This is a genomic window from Bradyrhizobium sp. WBOS07 (assembly GCF_024585165.1).
GTDB classification, from domain to species: Bacteria; Pseudomonadota; Alphaproteobacteria; order Rhizobiales; family Xanthobacteraceae; genus Bradyrhizobium; species Bradyrhizobium japonicum_B.
Genome location: NZ_CP029008.1, coordinates 3,872,151 through 3,893,324, shown reverse-complemented (window position 1 = coordinate 3,893,324; position 21,174 = coordinate 3,872,151). Strand labels below are relative to the sequence as shown.

At 63.4% G+C, this 21,174-nt stretch carries 27 protein-coding genes and 1 pseudogene; 16 read left to right on the top strand and 12 right to left on the bottom strand.

Going from position 1 to position 21,174, the window contains the following annotated elements; all coding sequences use genetic code 11:
• Nucleotides 1–95 precede the first annotated feature (95 nt).
• On the top strand, nt 96–380 hold the full coding sequence (locus DCM79_RS18620; protein ID WP_257175744.1) for a hypothetical protein: 285 nt from the start codon (nt 96–98) through the stop codon (nt 378–380).
• Nucleotides 381–448: 68 nt separating this feature from the next.
• Here DCM79_RS18620 and DCM79_RS18615 read toward each other — a convergent pair whose 3' ends face one another.
• The 5 genes from DCM79_RS18615 to DCM79_RS18595 all read right to left on the bottom strand — a co-directional run bounded on the left by DCM79_RS18615 (nt 449) and on the right by DCM79_RS18595 (nt 4,025).
• Nucleotides 449–1,735, bottom strand: coding sequence for an NRAMP family divalent metal transporter (locus DCM79_RS18615; RefSeq protein WP_257175743.1), 1,287 nt, complete (start codon nt 1,733–1,735; stop codon nt 449–451).
• A gap of 235 nt (nt 1,736–1,970) precedes the next feature.
• Complete coding sequence (locus DCM79_RS18610; RefSeq protein WP_257175742.1) at nt 1,971–2,156, bottom strand: hypothetical protein; 186 nt, start codon at nt 2,154–2,156, stop codon at nt 1,971–1,973.
• 219 nt (nt 2,157–2,375) lie between these two features.
• Nucleotides 2,376–3,002: a hypothetical protein gene (locus DCM79_RS18605; RefSeq protein ID WP_257175741.1), complete on the bottom strand. Its 627-nt coding sequence runs from the start codon at nt 3,000–3,002 to the stop codon at nt 2,376–2,378.
• 26 nt (nt 3,003–3,028) lie between these two features.
• Nucleotides 3,029–3,349 (bottom strand): hypothetical protein, encoded by a 321-nt coding sequence (locus DCM79_RS18600; RefSeq protein ID WP_257175740.1) that lies wholly within the window; start codon nt 3,347–3,349, stop codon nt 3,029–3,031.
• 493 nt (nt 3,350–3,842) lie between these two features.
• Entirely contained in the window at nt 3,843–4,025 is a 183-nt protein-coding gene (locus DCM79_RS18595) for a hypothetical protein (protein WP_257175739.1), read from the bottom strand.
• Between the two features lie 129 nt (nt 4,026–4,154).
• Here DCM79_RS18595 and DCM79_RS18590 point away from each other — a divergent pair, with 129 nt between their 5' ends.
• Nucleotides 4,155–4,382 carry a hypothetical protein gene (locus tag DCM79_RS18590; RefSeq protein WP_257175738.1) on the top strand — a complete coding sequence of 76 codons (228 nt, stop codon included), beginning with the start codon at nt 4,155–4,157 and terminating at the stop codon, nt 4,380–4,382.
• Between the two features lie 141 nt (nt 4,383–4,523).
• On the opposite strand, the gene DCM79_RS18585 is transcribed toward DCM79_RS18590, so the two are convergent.
• Nucleotides 4,524–5,294 carry an EAL domain-containing protein gene (locus DCM79_RS18585; protein ID WP_257175737.1) on the bottom strand — a complete coding sequence of 257 codons (771 nt, stop codon included), beginning with the start codon at nt 5,292–5,294 and terminating at the stop codon, nt 4,524–4,526.
• Between the two features lie 349 nt (nt 5,295–5,643).
• Between DCM79_RS18585 and DCM79_RS18580 the strand changes: the two genes are divergently transcribed.
• Nucleotides 5,644–5,892, top strand: coding sequence for a hypothetical protein (locus tag DCM79_RS18580; RefSeq protein WP_028137705.1), 249 nt, complete (start codon nt 5,644–5,646; stop codon nt 5,890–5,892).
• A 118-nt stretch (nt 5,893–6,010) separates the two neighbouring features.
• Nucleotides 6,011–6,280 (top strand): hypothetical protein, encoded by a 270-nt coding sequence (locus DCM79_RS18575; protein WP_257175736.1) that lies wholly within the window; start codon nt 6,011–6,013, stop codon nt 6,278–6,280.
• Here DCM79_RS18575 and DCM79_RS18570 read toward each other — a convergent pair.
• A complete protein-coding gene (locus DCM79_RS18570) occupies nt 6,274–6,501 on the bottom strand; it encodes a hypothetical protein (protein WP_257175735.1) in 228 nt (75 codons plus the stop codon). The two genes, DCM79_RS18575 and DCM79_RS18570, sit on opposite strands and share 7 nt — an antisense overlap.
• On the bottom strand, nt 6,498–6,698 hold the full coding sequence (locus DCM79_RS18565; RefSeq protein WP_257175734.1) for a hypothetical protein: 201 nt from the start codon (nt 6,696–6,698) through the stop codon (nt 6,498–6,500). The genes DCM79_RS18570 and DCM79_RS18565 overlap by 4 nt, the downstream gene beginning before the upstream one ends.
• Nucleotides 6,699–7,160: 462 nt before the next feature.
• Here DCM79_RS18565 and DCM79_RS18560 point away from each other — a divergent pair, with 462 nt between their 5' ends.
• The 4 genes from DCM79_RS18560 (at nt 7,161) to DCM79_RS18545 (ending at nt 10,861) form a co-directional block, all read left to right on the top strand.
• Entirely contained in the window at nt 7,161–7,994 is an 834-nt protein-coding gene (locus DCM79_RS18560; RefSeq protein ID WP_257175733.1) for a DUF4261 domain-containing protein, read from the top strand.
• A 5-nt stretch (nt 7,995–7,999) separates the two neighbouring features.
• Entirely contained in the window at nt 8,000–8,203 is a 204-nt protein-coding gene (locus tag DCM79_RS18555; RefSeq protein ID WP_257175732.1) for a hypothetical protein, read from the top strand.
• Complete coding sequence (locus DCM79_RS18550; RefSeq protein ID WP_257175731.1) at nt 8,200–8,832, top strand: DUF1629 domain-containing protein; 633 nt, start codon at nt 8,200–8,202, stop codon at nt 8,830–8,832. The genes DCM79_RS18555 and DCM79_RS18550 overlap by 4 nt, the downstream gene beginning before the upstream one ends.
• Before the next feature lie 376 nt (nt 8,833–9,208).
• Nucleotides 9,209–10,861: an AHH domain-containing protein gene (locus tag DCM79_RS18545; protein WP_257175730.1), complete on the top strand. Its 1,653-nt coding sequence runs from the start codon at nt 9,209–9,211 to the stop codon at nt 10,859–10,861.
• Nucleotides 10,862–11,010: 149 nt separating this feature from the next.
• Here the strand turns inward: DCM79_RS18545 and DCM79_RS18540 are convergent, their stop codons facing one another.
• The 3 genes from DCM79_RS18540 to DCM79_RS18530 form a co-directional block, all read right to left on the bottom strand.
• Nucleotides 11,011–12,543: an FAD-dependent monooxygenase gene (locus DCM79_RS18540; RefSeq protein WP_257175729.1), complete on the bottom strand. Its 1,533-nt coding sequence runs from the start codon at nt 12,541–12,543 to the stop codon at nt 11,011–11,013.
• A gap of 237 nt (nt 12,544–12,780) precedes the next feature.
• A complete protein-coding gene (locus DCM79_RS18535) occupies nt 12,781–13,125 on the bottom strand; it encodes a response regulator (protein WP_257175728.1) in 345 nt (114 codons plus the stop codon).
• A gap of 58 nt (nt 13,126–13,183) precedes the next feature.
• Entirely contained in the window at nt 13,184–13,408 is a 225-nt protein-coding gene (locus DCM79_RS18530) for a hypothetical protein (RefSeq protein ID WP_257175727.1), read from the bottom strand.
• 332 nt (nt 13,409–13,740) lie between these two features.
• Between DCM79_RS18530 and DCM79_RS18525 the strand changes: the two genes are divergently transcribed.
• A complete protein-coding gene (locus DCM79_RS18525; protein ID WP_257175726.1) occupies nt 13,741–13,863 on the top strand; it encodes a hypothetical protein in 123 nt (40 codons plus the stop codon).
• Nucleotides 13,860–14,195 carry a hypothetical protein gene (locus tag DCM79_RS18520; protein WP_257175725.1) on the top strand — a complete coding sequence of 112 codons (336 nt, stop codon included), beginning with the start codon at nt 13,860–13,862 and terminating at the stop codon, nt 14,193–14,195. The genes DCM79_RS18525 and DCM79_RS18520 overlap by 4 nt, the downstream gene beginning before the upstream one ends.
• A gap of 133 nt (nt 14,196–14,328) precedes the next feature.
• Here DCM79_RS18520 and DCM79_RS18515 read toward each other — a convergent pair whose 3' ends face one another.
• Nucleotides 14,329–15,291, bottom strand: a complete 963-nt coding sequence (locus DCM79_RS18515; RefSeq protein WP_257175724.1) for a hypothetical protein — start codon at nt 15,289–15,291, stop codon at nt 14,329–14,331.
• Nucleotides 15,292–15,445: 154 nt separating this feature from the next.
• On the opposite strand from DCM79_RS18515, the gene DCM79_RS18510 reads away from it, so the two are divergent.
• The 6 genes and pseudogenes from DCM79_RS18510 to DCM79_RS18485 all read left to right on the top strand — a co-directional run bounded on the left by DCM79_RS18510 (nt 15,446) and on the right by DCM79_RS18485 (nt 21,143).
• Entirely contained in the window at nt 15,446–16,255 is an 810-nt protein-coding gene (locus tag DCM79_RS18510; protein ID WP_257175723.1) for a M23 family metallopeptidase, read from the top strand.
• Between the two features lie 18 nt (nt 16,256–16,273).
• Nucleotides 16,274–16,894: pseudogene (locus DCM79_RS18505) on the top strand (PBSX family phage terminase large subunit); the annotation flags it as partial.
• A gap of 406 nt (nt 16,895–17,300) precedes the next feature.
• Nucleotides 17,301–17,729, top strand: a complete 429-nt coding sequence (locus DCM79_RS18500) for a GNAT family N-acetyltransferase (protein ID WP_257175721.1) — start codon at nt 17,301–17,303, stop codon at nt 17,727–17,729.
• A gap of 242 nt (nt 17,730–17,971) precedes the next feature.
• On the top strand, nt 17,972–19,237 hold the full coding sequence (locus DCM79_RS18495) for a CaiB/BaiF CoA-transferase family protein (protein ID WP_257175720.1): 1,266 nt from the start codon (nt 17,972–17,974) through the stop codon (nt 19,235–19,237).
• A 133-nt stretch (nt 19,238–19,370) separates the two neighbouring features.
• Complete coding sequence (locus DCM79_RS18490) at nt 19,371–20,576, top strand: acyl-CoA dehydrogenase family protein (RefSeq protein WP_257175719.1); 1,206 nt, start codon at nt 19,371–19,373, stop codon at nt 20,574–20,576.
• Nucleotides 20,577–20,585: 9 nt separating this feature from the next.
• Nucleotides 20,586–21,143, top strand: coding sequence for a flavin reductase family protein (locus tag DCM79_RS18485; protein ID WP_257175718.1), 558 nt, complete (start codon nt 20,586–20,588; stop codon nt 21,141–21,143).
• Nucleotides 21,144–21,174: the final 31 nt, after the last annotated feature.

The window sequence follows — 21,174 nt, the reverse complement described above, 5'->3', positions numbered from 1 at the left end:
GCGGCATCCGCGCAATTTGCTGGAACCTGCCTGAAGCTGGAACCGGGAAGGGCGCCTTGGAATTAACCTGCGAGAGGACAACCGCGGATTTCATGATGACAAATGGTCGTTTCGCCAACTCCATGTCCACCGCCTTCCGCCATCCCGGCGTGATCGCGCTGATCGTAGCGGGGGTGGCGATTGCGGCCATGCTGATCGTTGATCATGGCCCGTGGAATCGCGCCAAGACCCAGCCGGCTCATGTCGCGATGTATGCGACCACGGGCGAAGCGGCACGGGCCGCCGGGGCCAAGGTGCTTCCGACCACTCCGAAATCGCCGATCGAGCCGGCCCGACCGGGGCCCAAGACGTCCCCTGTCGTCAATCCCGTGACGCCGTAATCGCGTCGATCCTTGCGGCCGTGATACACGAGCCCGCCGTGAACTTCTTCTCGCGCAGCTCGGTCGCGTCAGCCGATTACCGATGAGGCGAGCAAGGCGAGGACGGCCAGCGCCATCAGCGCGGTGCCGAGCCAGCCCAGCGCGATCAGCCACTTCCTTGCCCTGAAGCGGCCCATGATCGCGCGGCTCGAGACGATCAGCATCATCATCGCCATGATTGGGACGGCGACGATGCCGTTCAGCACAGCGCTCCACACCAGCATCTGGATGGAGTCGATCCCCGTAAAGCCGAGGCCGAAGCCGATGAGGGTCGCCGCGGCGATGATGGTGTAGAAGCCGGCCGCCTCGTCCGGCTTGGCCTCCAGCGTGGCGCGCCAGCCGAAAATCTCCGCAACGCCGTAAGCGGCCGAGCCCGCCAGCACCGGGATCGCGAGCAGACCCGTGCCGATGATGCCGAGCGCGAACAATGCGAAGGTGAAGTCCCCGGCGAGCGGTCGCAGCGCTTCGGCCGCTTGCGTCGCCGAATCGATGTTGGTGATGCCGTTGGCGTGCAGCACCGACGCGGTGGTGAGAATGATGAAGAAGGCGATGCCGTTGGACAGCAGCATGCCGGAGACGGTGTCGGTCTTGATGCGGTCGAGCTCCCGATGGCCGCCGCGCTTGAGCTCGCGCAGCGGCTTGTCGCGCGTGCCCTGGTTCATCTCCTCGACCTCCTGCGAGGCCTGCCAGAAGAACAGATAGGGGCTGATCGTGGTGCCGAGCACGGCGACGACCATGAGGAAATAATCGGCGCTGACATTGGCCTTGGGCCACACCGCGGCGAGCAACGCCGTGCTCCAGGGGATCTTCACGGTGAAGGCAGTCGCGACATAGGCGAACAGCGCCAGGGTGAGAAATTTCAGCACCGGCGAGTAGCGGCGATAGGGCAGGAAGACCTGCAGGAGGGTCGAGCCCGCCGCGAAGATCAGCGCATGCTCATGATTGAGCCCGCCGATCACGAGCGACAGCGCCTCGGCCATCGCGGCGATGTCGGCGGCGATGTTGAAGGTGTTGGCGGCAACCAGCATGGCGACGAAACCCAGCACCGTCCAGCGCGGCGCGATCTCCATGACGTTGGCGGCGAGCCCCTTGCCGGTGACGCGGCCGATCCGCGCGCTGACGAGCTGGATCGCGATCATGAACGGGGTGGTGAGAAACACCGTCCACAACAGGCCGTAGCCGAATTGCGCGCCGGCCTGCGAATAGGTGGCGATGCCCGAGGGATCGTCGTCGGCAGCTCCGGTGATCAGGCCCGGCCCCAGCCGTTGCAGAAGCGTCGGCGCGGATTTCGTCGGGGTGAGGGCGCTGTCGCTCATGGAAGGGGGACCTCGATCGGGCGGTGCTTCATAGCAAATGCTGAGAACGGAACATAGGTTCCACGCCGCGCCGGGACCCGTCATTTCTGAAAATGCTAATTCAACTTGACCGCCGGGCAAAACAGGTGTAGATTGCCATCATCGCAAGACTTCTCGGACGCCAGTCGCGTGGGCGAGCGCCTCGTGTTCAGGCGGAGTCTGGAGCGGTCGCGCTGGGAGGCCTTGCGCCGCCGCGCTACTTGATGCTGACGAACATGCCCCAGGCCGCCGCCAGTGCCGCGCCGGAAAAGACGATCAGCGGGTTGTCGCAGAATGCGCTGCCATAGGTGCACATGGTGACGCCGAACGAGCCGATCTCGTGATGGCTCGCCGAATAGAACAGTCCCGACAGCACCAGCAATGCAGCGGCGACGTAGTACATGGGTGATCTCTCCAAGCTCGTCCGATGGCGCCCGCGCAAAGAGAGCAAGCGGCACGCTTCAGCATGGCGCGAGGAGCTTTCATTCCGCCAAATCCGATGCGCCGGATTTTGCTAAATTTGGTGCTATTTGCCGGTCTTTCCCGAGGGAAAAGATGGATTGCGCTCAAGCAAAAAGGCCCCGCATTGCGGGGCCTTTGCCGTATCTTGTTCGATGGGAGCTTATCGCCGCGTACCCGCACCGTAGAGCTCGCGCTCGCGGCCGATGTCCTCCGGCGACAGCGGCGGGCTTGCCGCATCGAAGTCGGTCCAGCCGCTCTTCTGCCAAGCCGCGCTGCGGTCCTGCAGGTTCACGGCCCGCTCGTTGAGCAGCGCATCGAGCCGCGCGCGGTCCTGGTCCGGCACCCGCGCCGATACCAGCGTGCCGCCGCGGCGAACGCCCTCGGCATAGCGCGAGGCATCTTCCTTGGAGACGCCGGCTTCGGTCAGGGCACCGACGATTCCGCCCGTGGCGGCACCGGCGGCTGCGCCGACTGCGGTCGAGGCGAGCCATCCTGCCGCCACGACCGGCCCGAGGCCGGGGATGGCGAGCAGGCCGAGACCGGCGAGCAGGCCCGCCGCGCCGCCGAGGCCGGCGCCGATGCCGGCACCGGTGCCGGCGCCCTCGGCGCGATCGTCGACGCCGTCGCGGTCACGGTCGACCTTGCCGGAGCGGGAGCCGTACCAATTGTCCGAATTGTTGGCGACGATGCTGATGTCGGAGTGCGGCACGCCGGCGCCTTCCAGCCGGGTCACCGCGCGCTCGGCGTCGGCATAGGAGTCGTAAAGGCGGGAGATGGTGGTTGTCATTTGCATGATTCCTTACTTGGTCGGCCTTACTTGGCGGGGTTCACGTTGCCCTGGAAGTCCAGGCTGACGTCGGTCTTGGTCCCGGCCTTGTCGGCCTTGCCACGCCAGACGCCCTGGTCGTCCTTGTGCAATCCGGACACGTTGGAATAACCGGCGCCCTCGATCCGCGACTTCGCCTGTCCCTCGGTGAAGCTGTTGCGGCCCTCGACCGGCTTGTTGGAGTTGTTCTGGTCCGAGCTGTTGACGGCGTTGTTGCCCGGCCCGCTTTGCGCGGGCTGCGACTGCGCGCTTGCGGGCACGGCTCCGAGCATCAGCAAGGTTGTGACGAGTGCGGTAAGACGTCTCATTGTTTTGTTCTCCGGCGGTGAATGTGCCGGCGACAACACGTCAGATTCGAATTGGTTGCTATCGTGCGAAGCTGCGAATGCGGCTGCAGCGTCTTGCTTCGATCATGGTCGCGCAGGTGAGGGGCGCGAGCAACATTGCCACGCTGGTCGGAGGAACTTCGCTTCCGGCGACCGATTGTCTTCGCTTTCACAGCGGGCGAGGCAGCGCCAACCATGCAATCACGCTATCCATTGTTGAAGAGGTGGACAGCGGATGAGCACGAGCAGTTGAAAGCCATGGCTGAAGCGGGCCGGCGGCCCGACGAGATTGCACTTGCGCTTAACCGGAGCGAGGCGGCGGTGAGGGGGCGTGCCTGGCAGCACGGCATCGCACTGCGCACCGTGACTACCAAGCGAGGCCGATGAGTCGCGCCGGGGTGCGAGACCGCAGACGTGCGGAGCGATGCTTGCGTGGGTAAAAAAAGCTGGAACGCGATTGTCGGGAAGCTCCGCCTTACTTCGCCGGCGGCGCTTCGGCCTGCGTCGTGGCGGGCTCCCAGGGGGCCGGCAGGATAACGCGGATCGGACGAGCCTCAGCCGCAGGCCGGCCCTGATCCTTGGTCGGCTCGGCCAGTGCCACGGACATCAGGGCGATCAGCATCGCCAGCGAGGTCGTCACAAGTCTCACATCCAGCATCGAAGCCTCCAGGGTCGTGCGTCAACGCAGGTCCTCGCCGTTGGTTCGGGTCCCGACCGGGAACAAGTGGCAATATTTGAAGTTTAAAGCAGACAGGTCCGGATCACCGGGCCGCTGGAGGAGGACACGATGAAGATCAAGACCATTATTGCCGCCGCCGTGCTGACCTCGTTTGCGGCGCCTGCGTTCGCGCAGTCGTTCTACGTGGTGCAGGACGTCAAGACCAAGAAGTGCACGATCACCGAGGCCAAGCCGACCACCACCGAAACGACGGTCGTCAGCGGCGACACCGTCTACAAGACCAGGTCTGAAGCCGAGGCCGGCATGAAGACCGTCAAGGTCTGCACCTCGAACTGAGGATGCACTGAGACGACGATCGGCGCCGAGGCTCCTCGGCGCCGCGCTTTCGAGGGAGGCCGCGCCAGCGGCAAACGAAAGCCCGCGTGGAGCGATCCGCGCGGGCTTTTGACTGATGAGCGGTTCAGGCAGGAAACTGCCTCACCCCGCGAGCGAGACGTCGATCCGTTCGAATCCCCGCACCGCCGGCAGCGACATCAGGGCGGGCCTCGCAAAATAATAGCCTTGAAACAGCGCGATGCCGGCGGAGCGCAAGATGATGAGCTCGGCCTCGTTCTCGACGCCCTCGGCCAGAACCGTGATGTCGAGCTCGCGCGCGATTTGCGCCAGGCCTGAGACGATCACTTGCTTGGGCCGGCTGAGATGGATGTCGCGCAGCAGCTCCATGTCGATCTTGATCAGGTTCGGCTGCAGCCGGGCCAGCAGGCCGAGGCCGGCATAGCCGGCGCCGAAATCATCCAGCGCGGTCCAGAAGCCGAGCGCCTTGTAGGTGCGCACGATGTTCTCGACATGCGCCGGATCGCTCATCCGCTCGTTCTCGGTGAACTCGAACATCAGATTGGAGGCGGGAAAATTCACGCGGCGCGCCGCTTCCAGCGATTTCCGGATGCAGGCGCGCGGCTCGTACACGGCGTTCGGCATGAAGTTGATCGAGAGCCGCGCGCGCGGATCCACAAACAGCCGGCCGGCGGTTTCGATCGCCATCACCCGGGCGGCCTGGTCGAAGCGGTAAAGCTGCTGGTCGGTGAGCTGGCTGAGCACGCTATGCGCGCTCTCGCCGCTGGGGCCCCGCACCAGCGCCTCATAGCCCCAGATCCTGTTCTCGGCGACGTCGACGATCGGCTGGAATGCCATCTTGAATTCGAATGGCAGCTCCGCCCCGTCAGCGCATCCGGCGCACGTCACGCCCATCTTGCAAGTCTCCTGCAGCCCTTCGCCTGCGCGGACGTTATGGCGCACCCGTTAAGGAACAGCGAAGCGTGGACGCGGACCCCGGAAAGGCGTTGCCAGGTTCATTTGTGAACACAAGCAGGCGGGCCATCAGCGTCACGATCGGACGAAACACGCCTGAAACAATGCTGAAACCCGATTGTCCTGAACTCCGTGCGCCCGGGCCCCGACCAACGAAGCGAAAAGGAGATCATCATGATCCAGATCGGTTCGAAGGAAGAAGTCGCGTTCCTGCTGGCGCTGTTCGGCACCCACACCCAGCCGGTGCGGCGGCCGAAGCCGAAATCGCAGCAGAGGTGAGAGCAAACCCATGCCCGGTTTGGCCGAATGCCAGAGCCTGCTCCGGCTCCTGATCGCCAGGGGCGATCCCAAGGCCATCCCGCTCGCCAAGGGCGCCATCGATCAATATCTGAACACGGCGCCGGTGAGCTGCCGCGGACGGGGCCTGCGCGTGCTCCAGCGCGACGCACTCGACCAGCACGATGTGGCGGTCGGCGTGCAGCGCTCGTTCGCCGAGACGGTGGACGCCTATATCGAGCGCAAGCTCGCGGAAGAGTAGGGGACTGGGCCAGGGAGGCGCAGTCAGTTCCCGGACCCCCTTGGCTTCAATAGTTTTTTTCGATGGGCTTGCAACCTTTGTCCCCTTCCGGGCCTCTTAGGGACAAAGGAATACGCACATGGCGCGATACTACTTTGACTTGACCGACGAGCACGGAGTCGCGCTCGAGGAAGAGGGGCTGGAATTGTCCAACATGCGCGCGGTCCAGGCCGAGGCCGCCAAGTCGGTCGGCGACATGGCGCGCGATGCCATCATTTCCGCAGCGGCGACCGGCGGACGGCGGAGGATGGCGATCGACGTTCGCGACGCCGGCGGGCCCGTCATGCAGATGACATTCAGCTTCGCGATCGAGACGTTCAACGCACGAACGCCATCCGGCGATCATTGACGCGTCAGCGTCGGCCGCGATGGCTGCGGCGGTGGCGGCCAGGATTGCCCGGACTCGAGCACCGCGATCTTGCGGCCCAGCTGCCAGACCTCGACCTTGCCGTGCCGCGTGAACTGCCGCGCGAAGGCGAGGGCGGTCTCGTCGGACGCGGCCTCGAAGGCCTCCGCCGAGCGGAAGACGCCGTTCTCGCCGACGAGATAAGCGCGATATTGCTGGCTCATGTCGGCGCCCTCAGGCCGGGCGAGCGCAGCCAGCTGTCGATCTGCATGGCGGTCTCGTCCTGCCGCGCCCGGCGCAGCAGCATCTCGCGGCGGCGCCCCGGCGCGAGCGCGCGCGCTTCCTCGCGGCAGCGCGCGGCCTCGTCCGCGAGGCGTTCGGTCAGTGTCCTGGTCTGTTTGATGCGACGTCGTGTCAGCATGGCGCATGTCCCTTGTTCGAGGAGGGCGGGAGCGCGAACCGGCGTTCTCATCACCGGTCTTGTGCCGCGGGCCTTGCGGTGATGGATGAAGCCTAGGCCTGGCGGAGCGGCGAGTCTGTATCTTTTGATGCGTGCGCAGATTAAATTTCGAGGCGAAGTTTGAGCCTGTTGAGCGACTTACTCAATCTGAGTGCGCGTCGATACGTGCGCTCATCTCTGCAAGCGCGTGCGCGCATGCCGCGAGCCGCTGAAGCATCCGCCGCCCAGCGTTTTTGACGACGCAAACAGACAAGAAGGACAAGTCGGAGACGACATGCTGAACGATGCGCGGCGACGCCCGCGCTGGTCAGCGCGCACCACGGGCCGTTTCCTGCGTGGCCGAGATCTCATTTGCGCTCCCATCAAAAAAAACGTCGATTGACATCGTTCTCTTTTTGTTCTAGTCAACCAACATTTCAACCTGTGGGCGAACGCCGCTGGATCGGTGTTGGCCTGATTTTTTTCGCGGGGCAGTCGATGAGTAGCTCGCTTCTCGCTTTTGTCTTGTTGGACAGCCCGGCGATGCCGGACATGTCAGCGGTCACCAAGGTCCTTCACGCCCGGCATCCGGATTTGGCAACGGAGGCGATCGGGGACGGACCTCCGCAGCAGACCCAGGCCAACTCGCCGCTCATCCGCTGTGGCCGCGAGCTTGTTGCCGTGATGTCGATGCCGGCGCCCGTGCCGCACGACCAGGGACTATGGGCGCGCGCTGTCACCACCTGGCCGGAGAGCAAGGCGGTGGCGGCCCGCCATCGCGGTCATCTGATCGTATCGATGCTCGGAAAGAGCGAGCAGCCGCTGGTCGCCGCGCGCGGCACCACCGCACTCATCGGCGCGTTGATCGCGACCATACCGGAAGCTTGCGGCGTGGTGTGGGCCGGCCGGGTGGCGCGGCCCGCCGATCTCTGGCTCGAGATGTCGCGCGATGCGTTCGCAGCGTTTCCGGACTATCCCTTCAGGCTCTGGGTCGACATTCTTCCGTTCCGGTCAGGCGCCAGGATCGGCGCGGTGACTATGGGACTGTCCGCCTTCGTCGATCGGGAGATCGAGTTCGTCACCGCCAAGCTTACGCTCGCGTCATTGTTCGACAAGGTAGCCGGCCTTGCCGTGTATCTGATCGAGCATGGCAGCGTGGTGAAGGACGGCGACACCATCGGGGCAAGCGCGAGCGAGCGGATCCAGGTGCGTCACAAGGAGTCCGATGCGTTTGGCGGGATGCCGGTGTTTTACTGTGTTGATGAGCTCGTGCAGTGATGGCGATGAGCGACTACCATCGGTACTTGCCGCCGGGCTCATTGCTCGAGATCGATCGTTTGACACGTCGGGCAAAACACCGGCAGAATGCCATCATCGAAAAAAGCCGATCAAGCTCGCGGGAAGCCGCGGGCTTTATTGTTGTGCGACCGATCGCGCTCTTCACCGCGTGTGTCGCGGGTACGATGTTCAGTGAGATGCAGTCGTGACTGACGAAAAAGAGAATTCTGTGCCGAAGCGACCGAGAGCACGCAAGCGCCGCTTCCACCGGATAAGGTACAATCTCAGCGGCCGCCCCGGCTTTTGGATCGCGGACGAAAGCGGCCTTCCTCCCTACCAAGTATCTCGATTGCCGGCTTCTACACCGCCTGTGCCTTACATGTTCGATAAATCCGACGGCCGTCTGCCCGGCGACCTGGAGCTCTGCTGGGGGTGGTGGCTCATTTCGGATCGAACCAAGGCTGTCTTCGAGAGGATGGATCCGGAGGCCTTCGTTTTTGTGCGATGCGACGTGCGACTACCGAAAGGTAGCTATCATGGGCCGGACTATTGGATCTGCGATGTTGTTCGCGTCCTCGATGCGGTGGACGAATCGCAATCGCATTTGCGGATCGGAATTCGGGACGATATCCGCTACATGGACCATGGCATGAAATATTACGAATTCCCTCTCGGATACAAGCTGGTCTTCAGAGAAGACGTGATCGGCACGGCGCACATCTTCCGCATGGCCTACGAAGAGGCGACAGTCATATGCGACCAGGAGTTCAAGGACGCTTGCAAGTCGGCGGGGTTGAAGAAGATCCACTTTGCCGACACTTCGAAAGGCGAAATTTGACTCTCTCCGTCCCGAGGAATGAAGTCCTTTCTCTCGCCGAGAGTGTGCTTTCCTGAGACACATGCGAGGGGCCGTTTCGCTTCGGCGAAGAACCGTGCAAGCAGGCATATTCTGCTGGCAACAAGGCTGGCGTCCCGCAAGCGGATAGCGACGTCGGCGCGATATTTCTTCTTGATCTAAGAGAATCCAACAAACTCGCGCCTTGAGGCCGTTGCCTGCGTTCGGTCGGGTCGACTGCGCCGCGTGCCATAGCACTTCAGAAAATACTGCAGTCCTGTCGATGAGCGCGCGGGCCTCCCGTCGGGCCTGCGCTTGTGCGCTCATTCATCCAATTTGCCACCCCCCATACTCAATGAAGTCCCTTTTGTGAGGGTGCATGTCAATTTTTTCCGACCATCATATTATTCCAGAGAGCTGTAGAGATCACCGCGCATTTCGCGGCATTGACAAGCAGACGTTCGATATCGACTCCCCCGCAAACCGAATCTATCTGCCAGCAAATCGGGAGCTCGCTGCAAAGTTGAATGTTTCGCCCCATCCCGGCGGGCATGTCGGACCTTACAAAAGCCTCGTTTGTAAAAAGCTTGATCAGATTGCAAAGACCGAAAGTCCAGAGGAGCGATTAGCGGAGATTAAGACACTGATCGATGCTATGCGGGTCGGCTTCCTCAATGGCCATCTCTACCCCAATGTGCCTATCGATAAAACACGAGAAGACATCGTCGAGTGGATCGAGAAAATTGTGACGGACCCCAAGGCTTACCGCGATCAATACCCCGATCTATTGCGAACCATCGGAGATATCGAGCGAAGGGGAACGGGCGCCGGTCAGGATCATCTGATCAAATGGTTGCTCTATCTGGATCATCCGGAGCGGCAGAAGCTCATAGACGAGGCAATTGCCCGCAATCGCGATGTCAACGTGACGGCTGGTAATCGCGACCTGCGCGGAACGAATTGGTCCAAGTTTGAAGTGTTCGACCCTTCCTCGGACATTCGTCACACTCCGGGTATCGCGCCAGTGAACCCGAGCGACTTTCCGCCGCTGTCCGGCTACAATTCACCTTCGCTGGGCGGTTTGAACGAACGGGAAGGGTTCGCGCGAAGTGATCCCCGCTTCACACGCGCGCTGCCTCCGTTCCCCCAGCTAGATCCCAATGAACAGCAGATCGGTCGATTGCCTCCGACAACGGCCGCTCCATCAGACCCGCTGGTGCTGCAATCCGATCCGCACTCCGGCGTTACGAATCCATACTACGAGAATCCGTTGGCTGGAGGCGCATCTCCGGAGCGTGATATTCTTCCTTGGTTGGCCGGTGGCGCCGCCGTGCTAGCGGCTCCCCTCCTTGCTCCCCCCTCCTTGCTCCCCTGGCTGCTCGGCGTTGGAGGCATTTTTGCGGTTACGCGCGTTGCGAACGCAGAGGATAGCAGTCCGGGCACGACGGAGGGCGCTACTGCGCCTCGTGGAGGAGTGTTCTCGACAGAAGCGCCTGCGCACGACACTATCGGCAACGGTTTTCGCGTCGACGACGGGGCTAGCAGCCGCGGCTCTTCGGCATCATCGACCTTCGGGCGGCAGCCGGGTGCAACGTCCTCGATCGATCCGAAGACTATTGCAAGCGTCTTTGCGGATCGCTTTGGCAACTGGGCCAGTACGCCAGACGGCTCCGTGCCTGCCGAGAACGTGGACAACGTGCCGGACACTCCTGCACACGGAACAGTGGCGCCCGAAAACGTTCGGCGCCTCACGCGGACCAATGAGTCCAATGCGGGCAGCGTGTTCGCGTCCGGCAGTGCGCCGGTCCCGTATCTGCCTTCCACGGAGTTCAACGAGCGGTTCGGCAATTGGACAGTGCCGATCGCTGGAAGCAGGCGACCGCAGCCCAACAAGCCGATCGGTTTCTTCGCCGACGAGCCGAGCTATTTCGTTCCACCTCCGATCTTCGACGTGGACAATCCAGGCAATTCGCGTACCGAAGCCGGGGAGTGGTTCTCGCGCTGGATACGTCCGTTGCTTCCACCGCAGTGAGGACCGGACGGAGTGGTCGACGCCGAGCCGTTCGATCGTTTGACATGTCGGGCAAAATTACCGGCAGAATGGCGTCATCGGAAGAGTTCGGATCAAGGCCCGCGGTATACCGCGGGCTTTCATATTCGAAGAGCTGTGACGTTCGTGTTCTACGCAGCAGCCGGCCCGAACCACCGCGCCAACGTCTCCTCGAGCCTGAGCTGGCTCTCGTCCCCCACCCAAGCCACGTGCCCGTCGGGCCGCACCAGCACGGCGCCCGGCGCGGCGACCCGCCCGATGACCGGAAGCTCCCACACGCCATCGTAGCTGGCGTCGACGACATCGATGCGGTCCGCCCAGGGCGCCGCGGCGATGCCGCCGCGCCGGCCGAAATTGAGCAGCACGCCGCGGGCGCGGTGCAGCAGCGTGAACAGGTTCAGCGTCCGTCCTTCGACCGCGAGGTCGAGATCGGGCATGCGCCGGCCGAGCAGCGCGTGGCCTTCGCCGAGATCGTGGGCGATGTCGAGCCCGCTCATCATCGCACCAAAACGCCGGCGCGGCTCGTCCATGGCGAGCAGCTCGGCGATCGTCTCACGCGCGGCCTTGCGGCCGTCGTCGCCGCGGCGGAGCAGGGCGATCTGCGCCCTGGTGTTCTTCAGCACGCGCGCGGCCACCGGATGGCGCTCGGCGTGGTAGCTGTCGAGCAGGCTGTCCGGCGCGAGGCCCTTGACCACCTGCGCCAGCTTCCAGCCGAGATTGACCGCGTCCTGCACGCCGAGGTTGAGGCCCTGTCCGCCGACGGAATGATGGATATGGGCGGCATCGCCGGCGAGCAGCACGCGGCCCTTGCGATAGCATGCGGCCTGCCGCGCCGCATCGGTGAAGCGGGAGATCCACGCCGGGCTGTGCACCCCGAAGTCGGTGCCGTAGACGGCAACAAGCGCATCGCTGAGATCGCGCAAGGCCGGCTGGCCGGTCGCCGCGAGTGTTGCTTCCGTCGCCACGACCAGCACGCGGCCGCCCTCGGTTCTGCTGAGGCCGTGAAAGCCGAGCGCATCGTGACGCAGGCCGAACTCCGGCGGCTCGCGCATCTCGACCTCGGCCATGAGGTTGACAAGCGTCGGTGAGGTGCCGGGGAAGTCGATGCCGGCCGCCTTGCGCACCAGGCTGCGGCCGCCGTCGCAGCCGACCAGATATCTTGCGCGCAGGCGCGCGCCGCCGGACAGCGTCACGGCGATGCCGGTCTCGTCTTCCGCAAAGCCGGTGACCTCGCGCTCACGATAGAAGGGGACGCCGAGCTCCTCGGCCCAATCGGCCAGGATGCGCTCGATGCGGGTCTGCCGCAGCTTGAGGCCGTAAGGATGCCGTGTGGGGAGATCGCTGATGTCGAGCGGGGTCCAGGCAAAGCCTGTGAGCTGGAGGATCTCGCCTTCGCGCAGGAAGCGGTCCGCGACGCCGCGCTGATCGAGCACCTCGATGGTGCGGGCGTGCAGGCCGCCGGCGCGCGTCTCGACGATCGTCTGGTCGGGGCGCCGCTCGACGACGGCAACGTCGACATCGGCAAGCGCGAGCTCGGCGGCCAGCATCAGCCCGGTCGGGCCGCCGCCGGCGATCAGGACGGCATGGTCTCTCGGCGTTGCCATTGCAGCGTCGGCGCGCTGGGCGCTGCGGCGTGAACGGGACGTCGGAAGCAGGACAGGCATGTTGACCCCCTCGATGGTCTGGTTGGGTCGGGGGTTCTACGGCAGGATCGGGGACTTGAAGCAAGCCCGTCGCGCACCACATATTGAGCTGGGAGAAGGGGCTTTCGCTTCCGCACCCGCCGCGTTGACACGTCGGGCAAAACACCGGCATAGTGGCATCATCGAAAGAATTGAGTTCAGCCCGCGCGGACGCCATCCGCTGCGGGTTTTTCATTGGCCTCTTTTATTGGCCTGTGGTCAGTGAATGCCTGCGGTTCGCTGCAGGACGTCGGCGAGCTCCTCGAACGAGAACGGCTTCCGGATCATCGGCAGGCCGCCGCGCCGGGGCTCGCGCCCCGACAATTGCAGCATCTTCAGCTCGGGGCGGAGGCGCCGCGCCAGCTCGGCCAGTTCATGACCGTCCATGCCGGGCATGTTGATGTCGGTGATGAGGACCGAAATGTCGCGGTTCTCCCCGAGCCGCTCGAGTGCATCCGGGCCGCTCCTGGCGCTGATCACCTCGCAGCCGAGATCCTCGAGCATGGCCACGATGGTCTCGAGCACGGGGGGATCGTCGTCAACAACCAGGATCGTGTGACTCATCAACGTTCCCTCCAACCAGGACGTCAACGCGCCTGTCGTCGCGTAAGTTCCGGACCGCCTAATCGTCCTTCGACAAATCGCCCGGCCTCGCCGGAAGATCGATCGTGCCGCCTTCACCGCGCGCGAGGTCGCGGCCGCCGTCGGCGCTCTCGCCGGGCTGTTCGATGACGGCCTGGTCCGGGGCGCGGTCCTTGTCGTTGCGCGGCTTGGTTTCGCTGCGCGGCTTAGTTTCGCTGCGCCGCTTGGCGTCGCTGCGCGGCTTGCGATCTGTCCTGGGTGTCATGACGGTCCTCCGACCGATCAACTTCGGCGCGGCGCATTGGTTCGTTTGACATGTCGGGCAAAACACCGGCAGAATGACATCATCGAGGCGAGTTTGGTCGACCCGCGCGGACATCATCCGCCGCGGGTTTTTTCGTCTCGGTTGCGGAATCGGACGGCGGCGGCGCATTGCGGCCACGCACTCGTCAAACCTGGAGCGCCGATCGGCGCGCCGCCGTCCGAACCATTGCTGGCCGTGCACGCGCGAACGTGTCGGCCTGCGGTGCAGGAGCCGATGGCCCGCGCCGCTGCGGTCTCCGGGACACGGAGATAGGGTTCGCGCCCGAAACGATCGTGCTTCGCCTGGCCGATCTGCCGCGCATTTTCTTCGCATGGAGGATGATGATGACCGCTTATCTGATTTCGCTCGCGCTCGCGGGCCTCGTCGCAATCGCGCTGTGGGAGACGGTGTCGTGAGCCAAGACGTCATCGAGCTTGCAGGCGAGCCGTCACCGCTGCCGGCGACGAAAGCCAGGCCAAGGGCGGCGCGCACGCCGACCGAGATCCGCGCGCTGGCGCGCGGCCACACCAAAGCCGCCCTGAAGGTGCTGGTCGGCATCATGCGCAACGACGAGGCGACGCCGGCCGTGCGCCTGTCCGCGGCCAACGCCATCCTCGATCGCGGCTGGGGCAAGGCTGCACAACCGATCGAGAGCGGTGAAGAGGGCGTGGAAACGGTGCACCGGGTCGAGCGCGTCATCGTGCGCCCGGACGACGCCGGCGGCGGCGGCGCTGGTCCCAAGGCTTGAGCCGCCGGACAACTCAAACTTTGAAATTCGGCTCGACACGTCGGGCAAAACACCAGCAGAATGGCATCATCGAATTCGAGTTGGCTCAGCCCGCGCCGAGCAATTGGCAGCGGGTTTTTCGTTCCGATGATCCCTAGTTCTTGCTCGGCTTGCTGGTCCGGCGTTGCCCGGCATAGGCGCGCTGCACCTGGTCGCTGCAGTAGGACAGCTTGCGGCCGTCGCCGGTGAAGTGTCCATTGTTGATGATCCAGAGGATGACGGTCTTGTCGTCGATCTTCTTGAACATCAGGTTCTTGCGGTCCTGAATGGTGTCCGGGTCCTGCACTCTGACGGCGTCAGGGCCTGGAGCCGATTGCAATGTGCAGTCGGCGTCGATCCTGACGGTGTCGGGAAGCTGAACCTGCGTATTCCTGATCTGGCAGATATTCGAGGCCGTCGCGATCGACTTTCCGGAGAACGTGACGACCGTGTCGTTGAACTTGGTGCAGCGCTCCTCAAAATCGGCGCCGGCCACCGCGTAAACGCCGTCCCGCGGGTGAGCCGCCTTGAGGGCTCGTTCCTGTTTGGCCTTCTGCTTGGCTTCAGACTTGGCTGCGAGTGTGGCTTCGGCAAGCGCGCGTTGCGTCTTGAGAGGGCAGTAGGCCTCGCGCCAGGGAGGATCCTTGAATCTCCCGTTCAAGCTCTTCTGAACGGAGATCGTCGCCTCATCGAGCCGCTTGACGAACATAATCTCTTTGAACTGCCTGTTCTCCCAGTTGGGATCGCGGGGGTCGAGGTTCTGCGCCAGGTTGTAGTCATTGCAGATCATGTCGAGTTGCACCGAGCCCGGCGAAAGATCAGTAATTGTCTTGACCTTGCAGCCCCATTCGTAGCCGTAGACTGATTTGCCTCGGAGATTGATCGTCATGTTGTTGCGTTCGTCGCAGGACGACTGGAAATTTTCGCCCGGCTCGGCGTAGACGCCGTCCTTGGGGCGCCATCTGTCGATAGCGGTCCCGATCGCTTCCTGAGCAAGAGCTGACACATTCGTATCCAACGTTAGAAAGACAACCAGCGCCAACAGCGGCGCGCAACGTGTCATCTTATCAAAGCTCACGGACTGCTCCTGCATCGAAAGTCAGTGGTGGGACATTCGCCTGCGTGTTGCGGCTTCGCAGGATAACTGAACACCCATAAGTTGAGCAAGGGACCGTACCGTCCGGCCGTGCTCTTCAGCTCAGAATCAATGCCTCGCAATATTGGAGAGTGGAATGTCCTGGCAGGACGCCTTGCGACGAATGTTGCCCCCCAACAGTGGCTTCGAGCCCCATACCACCAGCCCCTATGACGCGATACGGGATCGGGGTACATCTCCACACCAGGGCGTAGATGCAAATTACAACGTCGGCCCAAACGGCCAGCAGGGGATCAATCTGAAGCATCCTGCGTTGCGTTCGCCGGTGGATGGAATCGTGACAAATGCTGGTCAGGGCACTGCAGGCAGAATTGCGATCAGAGACGCCAACGGCTTGTCACATGAGCTCCTGCACACGCATCGTAGATTTGTCAGCGTGGGCGATCCGGTTGTTGCGGGACAATTGGTCGGCACGATGGGCAACACAGGAGTGATTGAGCCGTACATCGAGAGCGGCGACCATCATCTTCACTATCAACTAAAAGATCCAGCCGGTCGACGACTGAATCCTCAAGTGTTTTGGAAGGAGCAAGGGCCAATCGATCCAAATCCGGAACCTCCCGTATATGTTGACGAACATCGCCAGTACTTGCGCGATGCAGGGGCCATTCCCGCGACGTCTCGGGAAGATGTGAGAGTTTTGAGAAGTATGCCCGCGCGCCCAACCGATCGGTCGGCCTTCAATTCGAAGCCCGTCGATCTACCATACAGCGGCTCCAATTCCCCATTTCCACGGAGGGTGGAAGATTATTTCAGAGGGCTCTTCGGAACTTGGCCCCCATTCTCCGAAAACGAGACTTCTCCTGATCTAGGCCAGAGACAGTCAACGTCCCCAAACAACGAAGACTGGTCCGCGATGTGGCGCAGGCGCATCGGCCTGCCCTGAGCCGAGCGAGCGCAGCCATTGTCGATCCTGAAAATTCCGACCGCGAAGATCTTCGAGCCGCTGCTGAAACCTGCGCGTTACAAGGGCGTTTACGGCGGACGCGGCTCGGGCAAATCGCATTTCTTCGGCGAGTTGCTGGTCGAGACCTGCCAGGCCGAGCGCGGCACGCTCGCGGTCTGCATTCGCGAGGCGCAGCGCACGCTGGCGCAATCGTCCAAGCGTCTGATCGAAGGCAAAATCGCCAGCCTACACCTCGGTCACGGCTTCAGGGTGTTCAGCGACAAGATCGAGACGCCGGGCGACGGGCTCATCATCTTCCGCGGACTTCAGGATCACACGGCGGACTCGATCAAATCATTGGAGGGGTTTCGCATCGCCTGGATCGACGAGGCGCAGAGCTTGAGCGCACGCAGCCTCGCGCTGCTGCGGCCGACGATCCGGGTCAAGGATTCCGAGCTGTGGGCCAGCTGGAATCCGCGGCGCAAGAGCGATGCGATCGACGATTTCCTGCGCGGGCGCAAGCCTGACGGCGCCGTACTGGTCAAGGCGAACTGGCGCGACAATCCCTGGTTTCCCGACGTACTCGGGGAGGAACGGCTCTTGGATCAGAAGCTCTACCCGGAGCGCTACGATCACATCTGGGAAGGCGAGTATGCCCGCGCCTTCGAGGGCGCTTATTTCGCCTCGCTGCTGTCGGAAGCGCGCGCGCAGGAGCGGATCGGCAAGGTCTCCGCGGATCCGCTGCTGCCGCTGCGCGCCTTCATCGACATCGGCGGCGCCGGCGCGGCGGCGGATGCCTTCACGATGTGGATCGTGCAATGGGTCGGCAGCGAGATTCGGGCCGACTTCCAGCATCTGCGGCGCTGGCGAAAGAGCGTGGAACAGGCGCAGAGCTATACCTTCAAGGCTGTGATCACGGTGGTCGCAACCGGCTTGATGGGGGCGGTTTGGCTCGGCGTCAAGGTCGCGCTGGGCAAGTGAGCCTCGTCCACCAAGGCGGCGCAGGTCACGCAGTTGCGACGATCCCTGCCAATAGGGCCATCCCATGTACAGAATTCGGATCGTCGATGCGGACGATGACGAGACTGCCGAGACCCTCGGCGATTTGCACCGGCTGACATTCTTCGATGGGGCCGCCGTGCCGCAATTCGAGTCGGGGGCATGGTGGATCGCCTACCACGATGACGACGCAGTCGCCTTCGCCGGCGTCGTGCCGTCGACGCATGCGCGGAACAGCGGATATTTCTGCCGGGTCGGGGTCTTGCGGCGGCACTGGGGACGGGGACTTCAACTCAGGCTGATGCGGGCTGTCGAAGTGCGAGCGCGACGCCTCGGATGGCACAGCATCGTCTCCGATACGACGGACAATCCGGTATCTGCCAACAATTTCATCCGTGCGGGTTATCGGCTCTACGAGCCCGACGCGCCGTGGGCCTGGTCGCATACGCTCTATTGGCGAAAATGGCTGCGCTGATCGATCGGAGCGGGTTTCCCGTGCTGCGGAACGTGACCTTCTGAAACCAGAATGGCTGCGCAACGCGCCTGACCTTCATACACCCGGAAATGTTCAACGGCCCGGCAGCTTGAGGGCTGCCGGGCCGTTTCTGCGTTTCGGGAAAAGCAAGCGAGGCACTTGCGAAGCTGGCGGTGCCGGGCTTTAAGTTCGCTGTTGCAGGAAATTCGGCGGCCACAAGCCGATGTAAGGGAGCGCCATCCATGCCCAACAAGCCTCAATTGCCGGAACGGCCGTCGCGGGCGACGGCAGGGCTGACTGCGCTCGATGGTCTCTTGGTCATCGATTTCACGCGTGTCGTCGCCGGACCGGCCTGCACGCAGACGCTCGCCGATTTTGGCGCGCACGTCATCAAGATCGAGAATCCCGACGGCGGCGACGACACGCGCGCCTATGAGCACGCCGAAATCGGCGGCGAGAGCGCCGCCTATCTCAGCCTGAACCGCAACAAGCGCGGCATTGCGCTCGACCTCTCCGTGCCGGAAGCCCGCGAGATCGCGCTGGATCTGATCCGCAAGGCGGATGTCGTCGTGGAAAATTTCTCGAGCGGGGTCATGAGGAAGTTCGGGCTCGACTACGAGTCGGTCGCGCCGCTCAATCCACGGCTGGTCTATTGCTCAATCTCCGCCTACGGCCGCTCCGGACCGTTCGCCTCGCGGCCCGGTTTCGATCCCATCACGCAGGCGGAGAGCGGCTTCATGTCGCTCAACGGGTTTGCCGACGGCCCCGCGGTTCGCACCGGCCCGCCCATCGTGGACATGGCGACGGGGATGTCTGCCTGTAACGCCATCCTGCTGGCGTTGCTCGCGCGCGACAGGCTAGGCCGCGGGCAACGTGTCGAAGTCGCTCTGTTCGACGTCGCGATGGGAATGACCGGATTCTACGGCATGGCCTATCTCATCAACGGCGAAAATCCCGGCCGCTTCGGCAATTCGCCAAGCGGGTCGCCCACCGTCGGCGTCTATGAGGCCTCCGATGGGCCACTTTACATGGCCTGCGCCAACGATCGGCTCTATCGCCGGCTCGTGGTCGAGGTCCTGAACCGGCCAGATCTCATTACCGATCCCAAGTTTGCCACGCGCAAGGCCCGTTCCGAGAACAAGGAGCTCTTGCGCGCAGCCATTGCCGAGGTCTTTGCCAGCGATACGCTCGAGAACTGGATGGCGAAGATGAAGCAGGCCAATATCCCGGTCGGCTATCTCCGGACGGTCGAGGAGGGATTCAATGCGCCCGAGGCACGCGAGCGCGAGCGCTTGAACCGGATTCGGCACCCGACGGCGGAATGGGTGCCCAACATCGAGCCGCCGATTACCATGAGCCTGACCGGCACAGTCGATCCCGTTGCCGCCCCACTGTTAGGCGAGCATACCGAGGACGTCTTGCGCAATCTTCTCGGTTATGACGAGCGTCGGATCACCGAATTTGCCCAGAAAGGAATCTTTGGCGCGCGCAAGCCCTCGACGGGCTAGGTTCGCGATCGGTCCCTGGCACCAGGCTCCGGCTTCCGGGCCGGTGCCGCTGCATGGCTTGATTTGGCGATGGGGCGGTCGCATAAATGTGTGAAAGCGAGGGACACAAATGGCGCCTGGTCGAAAGCCGAGCATGGATCAGCCCGCCGGCCCGGAAGCCAGCGGACGTGCCCACGCGGAAATGATCGCGAAGGCTGGCGCGCTCGTGCCGCGATTGCGCGAGCGGGCGGCGCGAACAGAGGAGCTGCGGCATCTCCCGCCGGAAACCGAAAGGGATCTCCACGATGCCGGCCTGTTCCGAATGCTGCAACCGGCACGGATTGGCGGCGCAGAGCTTGATTATGTCGCTCTGGTCGATTGCGCCGAACTGCTCGGGGAAGCGGATGCGTCGGTCGCCTGGAATCTCGCCAATCTGGCGAGCCATCACTGGATGCTCGGCATGTTCGAGCAGAAGGCGCAGGATCTGGTCTGGGGCCGTGATCCGGACGTGCTGATCGCGTCCTCGTTCATTTTTCCCGCCGGACGCGCCACGCGAGTGCAGGGCGGATACCAGCTTCGCGGCAGCTGGCCGTTCTCCTCCGGCGTTGCCTCGTGTGAATGGAACATGCTGGCAAGCGTGGTGTACTCCGACGACGAGGCGGACGGCATCGAGTATCGCATCTTTCTGCTGCCCAAGGGCGACTACAACGTGCTGGACACCTGGAATGTCGCGGGATTGCGCGGGACGGGGTCTTGCGACGTGGAGGTCAGGGACGCCTTCGTGGCCGACTATATGACCGTCGCTGTCTGCGATCTCGCCGGCGGCCCGACGCCGGGAAGCAGGGTCAATCCGAATCCGCTGTATGCGCTGCCTGTGTTCTCGTTGTTCCCCTACGTCCTCTCCGGTGTTGCGCTTGGGAACGCGCAGGCGTGCCTCGACGATTACGTCGAGGTCGCACGTCACCGTATTTCGACCTACAACCGCGCCAAGCTGAGCGATTTTCAGAGCACCCAGATCAAGATCGCGGAGGCCTCGGCGAAGATCGACGCCGCACGCCTGATCATGCGGTCGGCGTGCCTCGATGCCATGGACGACGCGCGGCGCGGTCACATCCCCGATATGGCGACCAAGACCCGATATCGCCGCGATGGATCCTTTTCCGTGAACTTGTGCACGGACGCGGTCTCGATGCTGTTTGCCGCAAGCGGGGCGCGCGGCCTGTTCACGAGCGGCGTGTTGCAGCGGCAGTTCCGCGATGCGCATGCGATCAACTCGCATCTCGCGTTCAACTTCGATGCGGCCGGAACCAATTATGGACGTGTGGCGCTAGGGCTGCCGTCCGAAAATCTCACGCTGTGAGGCCGGCCGATGAATGATCAGCCGCAGCGGCCCCGTGTGCCCGATCCCGCCAACGAGTTCGCGAGCGACAGCTCGTCGATCGATCCTCGCGACTTTCGCAACGCGCTTGGAACCTATGCAACCGGCGTAACGATCATCACGGCCGCGGCGCCTGATGGCAAACCTTACGGCCTCACGTGCAACTCGTTCGCCTCGGTCTCGCTGAATCCTCCGCTGGTGCTGTGGAGCCTTGTCGTCTATTCCTCGAGCCTGACCATCTTCCAGAACGCCAGCCATTTCACCGTCAATGTGCTCGGTGCTTCGCAGCAGGCTCTCGCGAATAAGTTCGCAAAATCCTCGGACGACAAGTTCACCGGCGTGGACTGGACGCCGGGCCTCGGCGGGGCGCCGGTGCTTGCCGAGAGCGTCGCCAGCTTTCAATGCCGGTCCGTGAATCGCTATTATGGCGGCGACCACGTGATCTTTCTCGGCGCGGTCGAGGCCTATACCTACAGCACGACCGAGCCGCTGCTCTTCGCGCGAGGGGCTTTCGGCCGATTTCTCGCCGACGACGAGCGCAAGAAATGATCCTGGTGGGCTTTAGCGCGCGCTCGACGGC

What these genes read in the sequence shown, in the direction of transcription:
- DCM79_RS18620 (WP_257175744.1), top strand. Translation starts at nt 96, where the DNA reads ATGACAAATGGTCGTTTCGCCAACTCCATGTCCACCGCCTTCCGCCAT.
- DCM79_RS18615 (WP_257175743.1), bottom strand. Translation starts at nt 1,735, where the DNA reads ATGAGCGACAGCGCCCTCACCCCGACGAAATCCGCGCCGACGCTTCTG.
- DCM79_RS18610 (WP_257175742.1), bottom strand. Translation starts at nt 2,156, where the DNA reads ATGTACTACGTCGCCGCTGCATTGCTGGTGCTGTCGGGACTGTTCTAT.
- DCM79_RS18605 (WP_257175741.1), bottom strand. Translation starts at nt 3,002, where the DNA reads ATGACAACCACCATCTCCCGCCTTTACGACTCCTATGCCGACGCCGAG.
- DCM79_RS18600 (WP_257175740.1), bottom strand. Translation starts at nt 3,349, where the DNA reads ATGAGACGTCTTACCGCACTCGTCACAACCTTGCTGATGCTCGGAGCC.
- DCM79_RS18595 (WP_257175739.1), bottom strand. Translation starts at nt 4,025, where the DNA reads ATGCTGGATGTGAGACTTGTGACGACCTCGCTGGCGATGCTGATCGCC.
- DCM79_RS18590 (WP_257175738.1), top strand. Translation starts at nt 4,155, where the DNA reads ATGAAGATCAAGACCATTATTGCCGCCGCCGTGCTGACCTCGTTTGCG.
- DCM79_RS18585 (WP_257175737.1), bottom strand. Translation starts at nt 5,294, where the DNA reads ATGGGCGTGACGTGCGCCGGATGCGCTGACGGGGCGGAGCTGCCATTC.
- DCM79_RS18580 (WP_028137705.1), top strand. Translation starts at nt 5,644, where the DNA reads ATGCCCGGTTTGGCCGAATGCCAGAGCCTGCTCCGGCTCCTGATCGCC.
- DCM79_RS18575 (WP_257175736.1), top strand. Translation starts at nt 6,011, where the DNA reads ATGGCGCGATACTACTTTGACTTGACCGACGAGCACGGAGTCGCGCTC.
- DCM79_RS18570 (WP_257175735.1), bottom strand. Translation starts at nt 6,501, where the DNA reads ATGAGCCAGCAATATCGCGCTTATCTCGTCGGCGAGAACGGCGTCTTC.
- DCM79_RS18565 (WP_257175734.1), bottom strand. Translation starts at nt 6,698, where the DNA reads ATGCTGACACGACGTCGCATCAAACAGACCAGGACACTGACCGAACGC.
- DCM79_RS18555 (WP_257175732.1), top strand. Translation starts at nt 8,000, where the DNA reads ATGAGCGACTACCATCGGTACTTGCCGCCGGGCTCATTGCTCGAGATC.
- DCM79_RS18545 (WP_257175730.1), top strand. Translation starts at nt 9,209, where the DNA reads ATGTCAATTTTTTCCGACCATCATATTATTCCAGAGAGCTGTAGAGAT.
- DCM79_RS18540 (WP_257175729.1), bottom strand. Translation starts at nt 12,543, where the DNA reads ATGCCTGTCCTGCTTCCGACGTCCCGTTCACGCCGCAGCGCCCAGCGC.
- DCM79_RS18535 (WP_257175728.1), bottom strand. Translation starts at nt 13,125, where the DNA reads ATGAGTCACACGATCCTGGTTGTTGACGACGATCCCCCCGTGCTCGAG.
- DCM79_RS18530 (WP_257175727.1), bottom strand. Translation starts at nt 13,408, where the DNA reads ATGACACCCAGGACAGATCGCAAGCCGCGCAGCGACGCCAAGCGGCGC.
- DCM79_RS18510 (WP_257175723.1), top strand. Translation starts at nt 15,446, where the DNA reads ATGTCCTGGCAGGACGCCTTGCGACGAATGTTGCCCCCCAACAGTGGC.
- DCM79_RS18500 (WP_257175721.1), top strand. Translation starts at nt 17,301, where the DNA reads ATGTACAGAATTCGGATCGTCGATGCGGACGATGACGAGACTGCCGAG.
- DCM79_RS18495 (WP_257175720.1), top strand. Translation starts at nt 17,972, where the DNA reads ATGCCCAACAAGCCTCAATTGCCGGAACGGCCGTCGCGGGCGACGGCA.
- DCM79_RS18490 (WP_257175719.1), top strand. Translation starts at nt 19,371, where the DNA reads ATGGATCAGCCCGCCGGCCCGGAAGCCAGCGGACGTGCCCACGCGGAA.
- DCM79_RS18485 (WP_257175718.1), top strand. Translation starts at nt 20,586, where the DNA reads ATGAATGATCAGCCGCAGCGGCCCCGTGTGCCCGATCCCGCCAACGAG.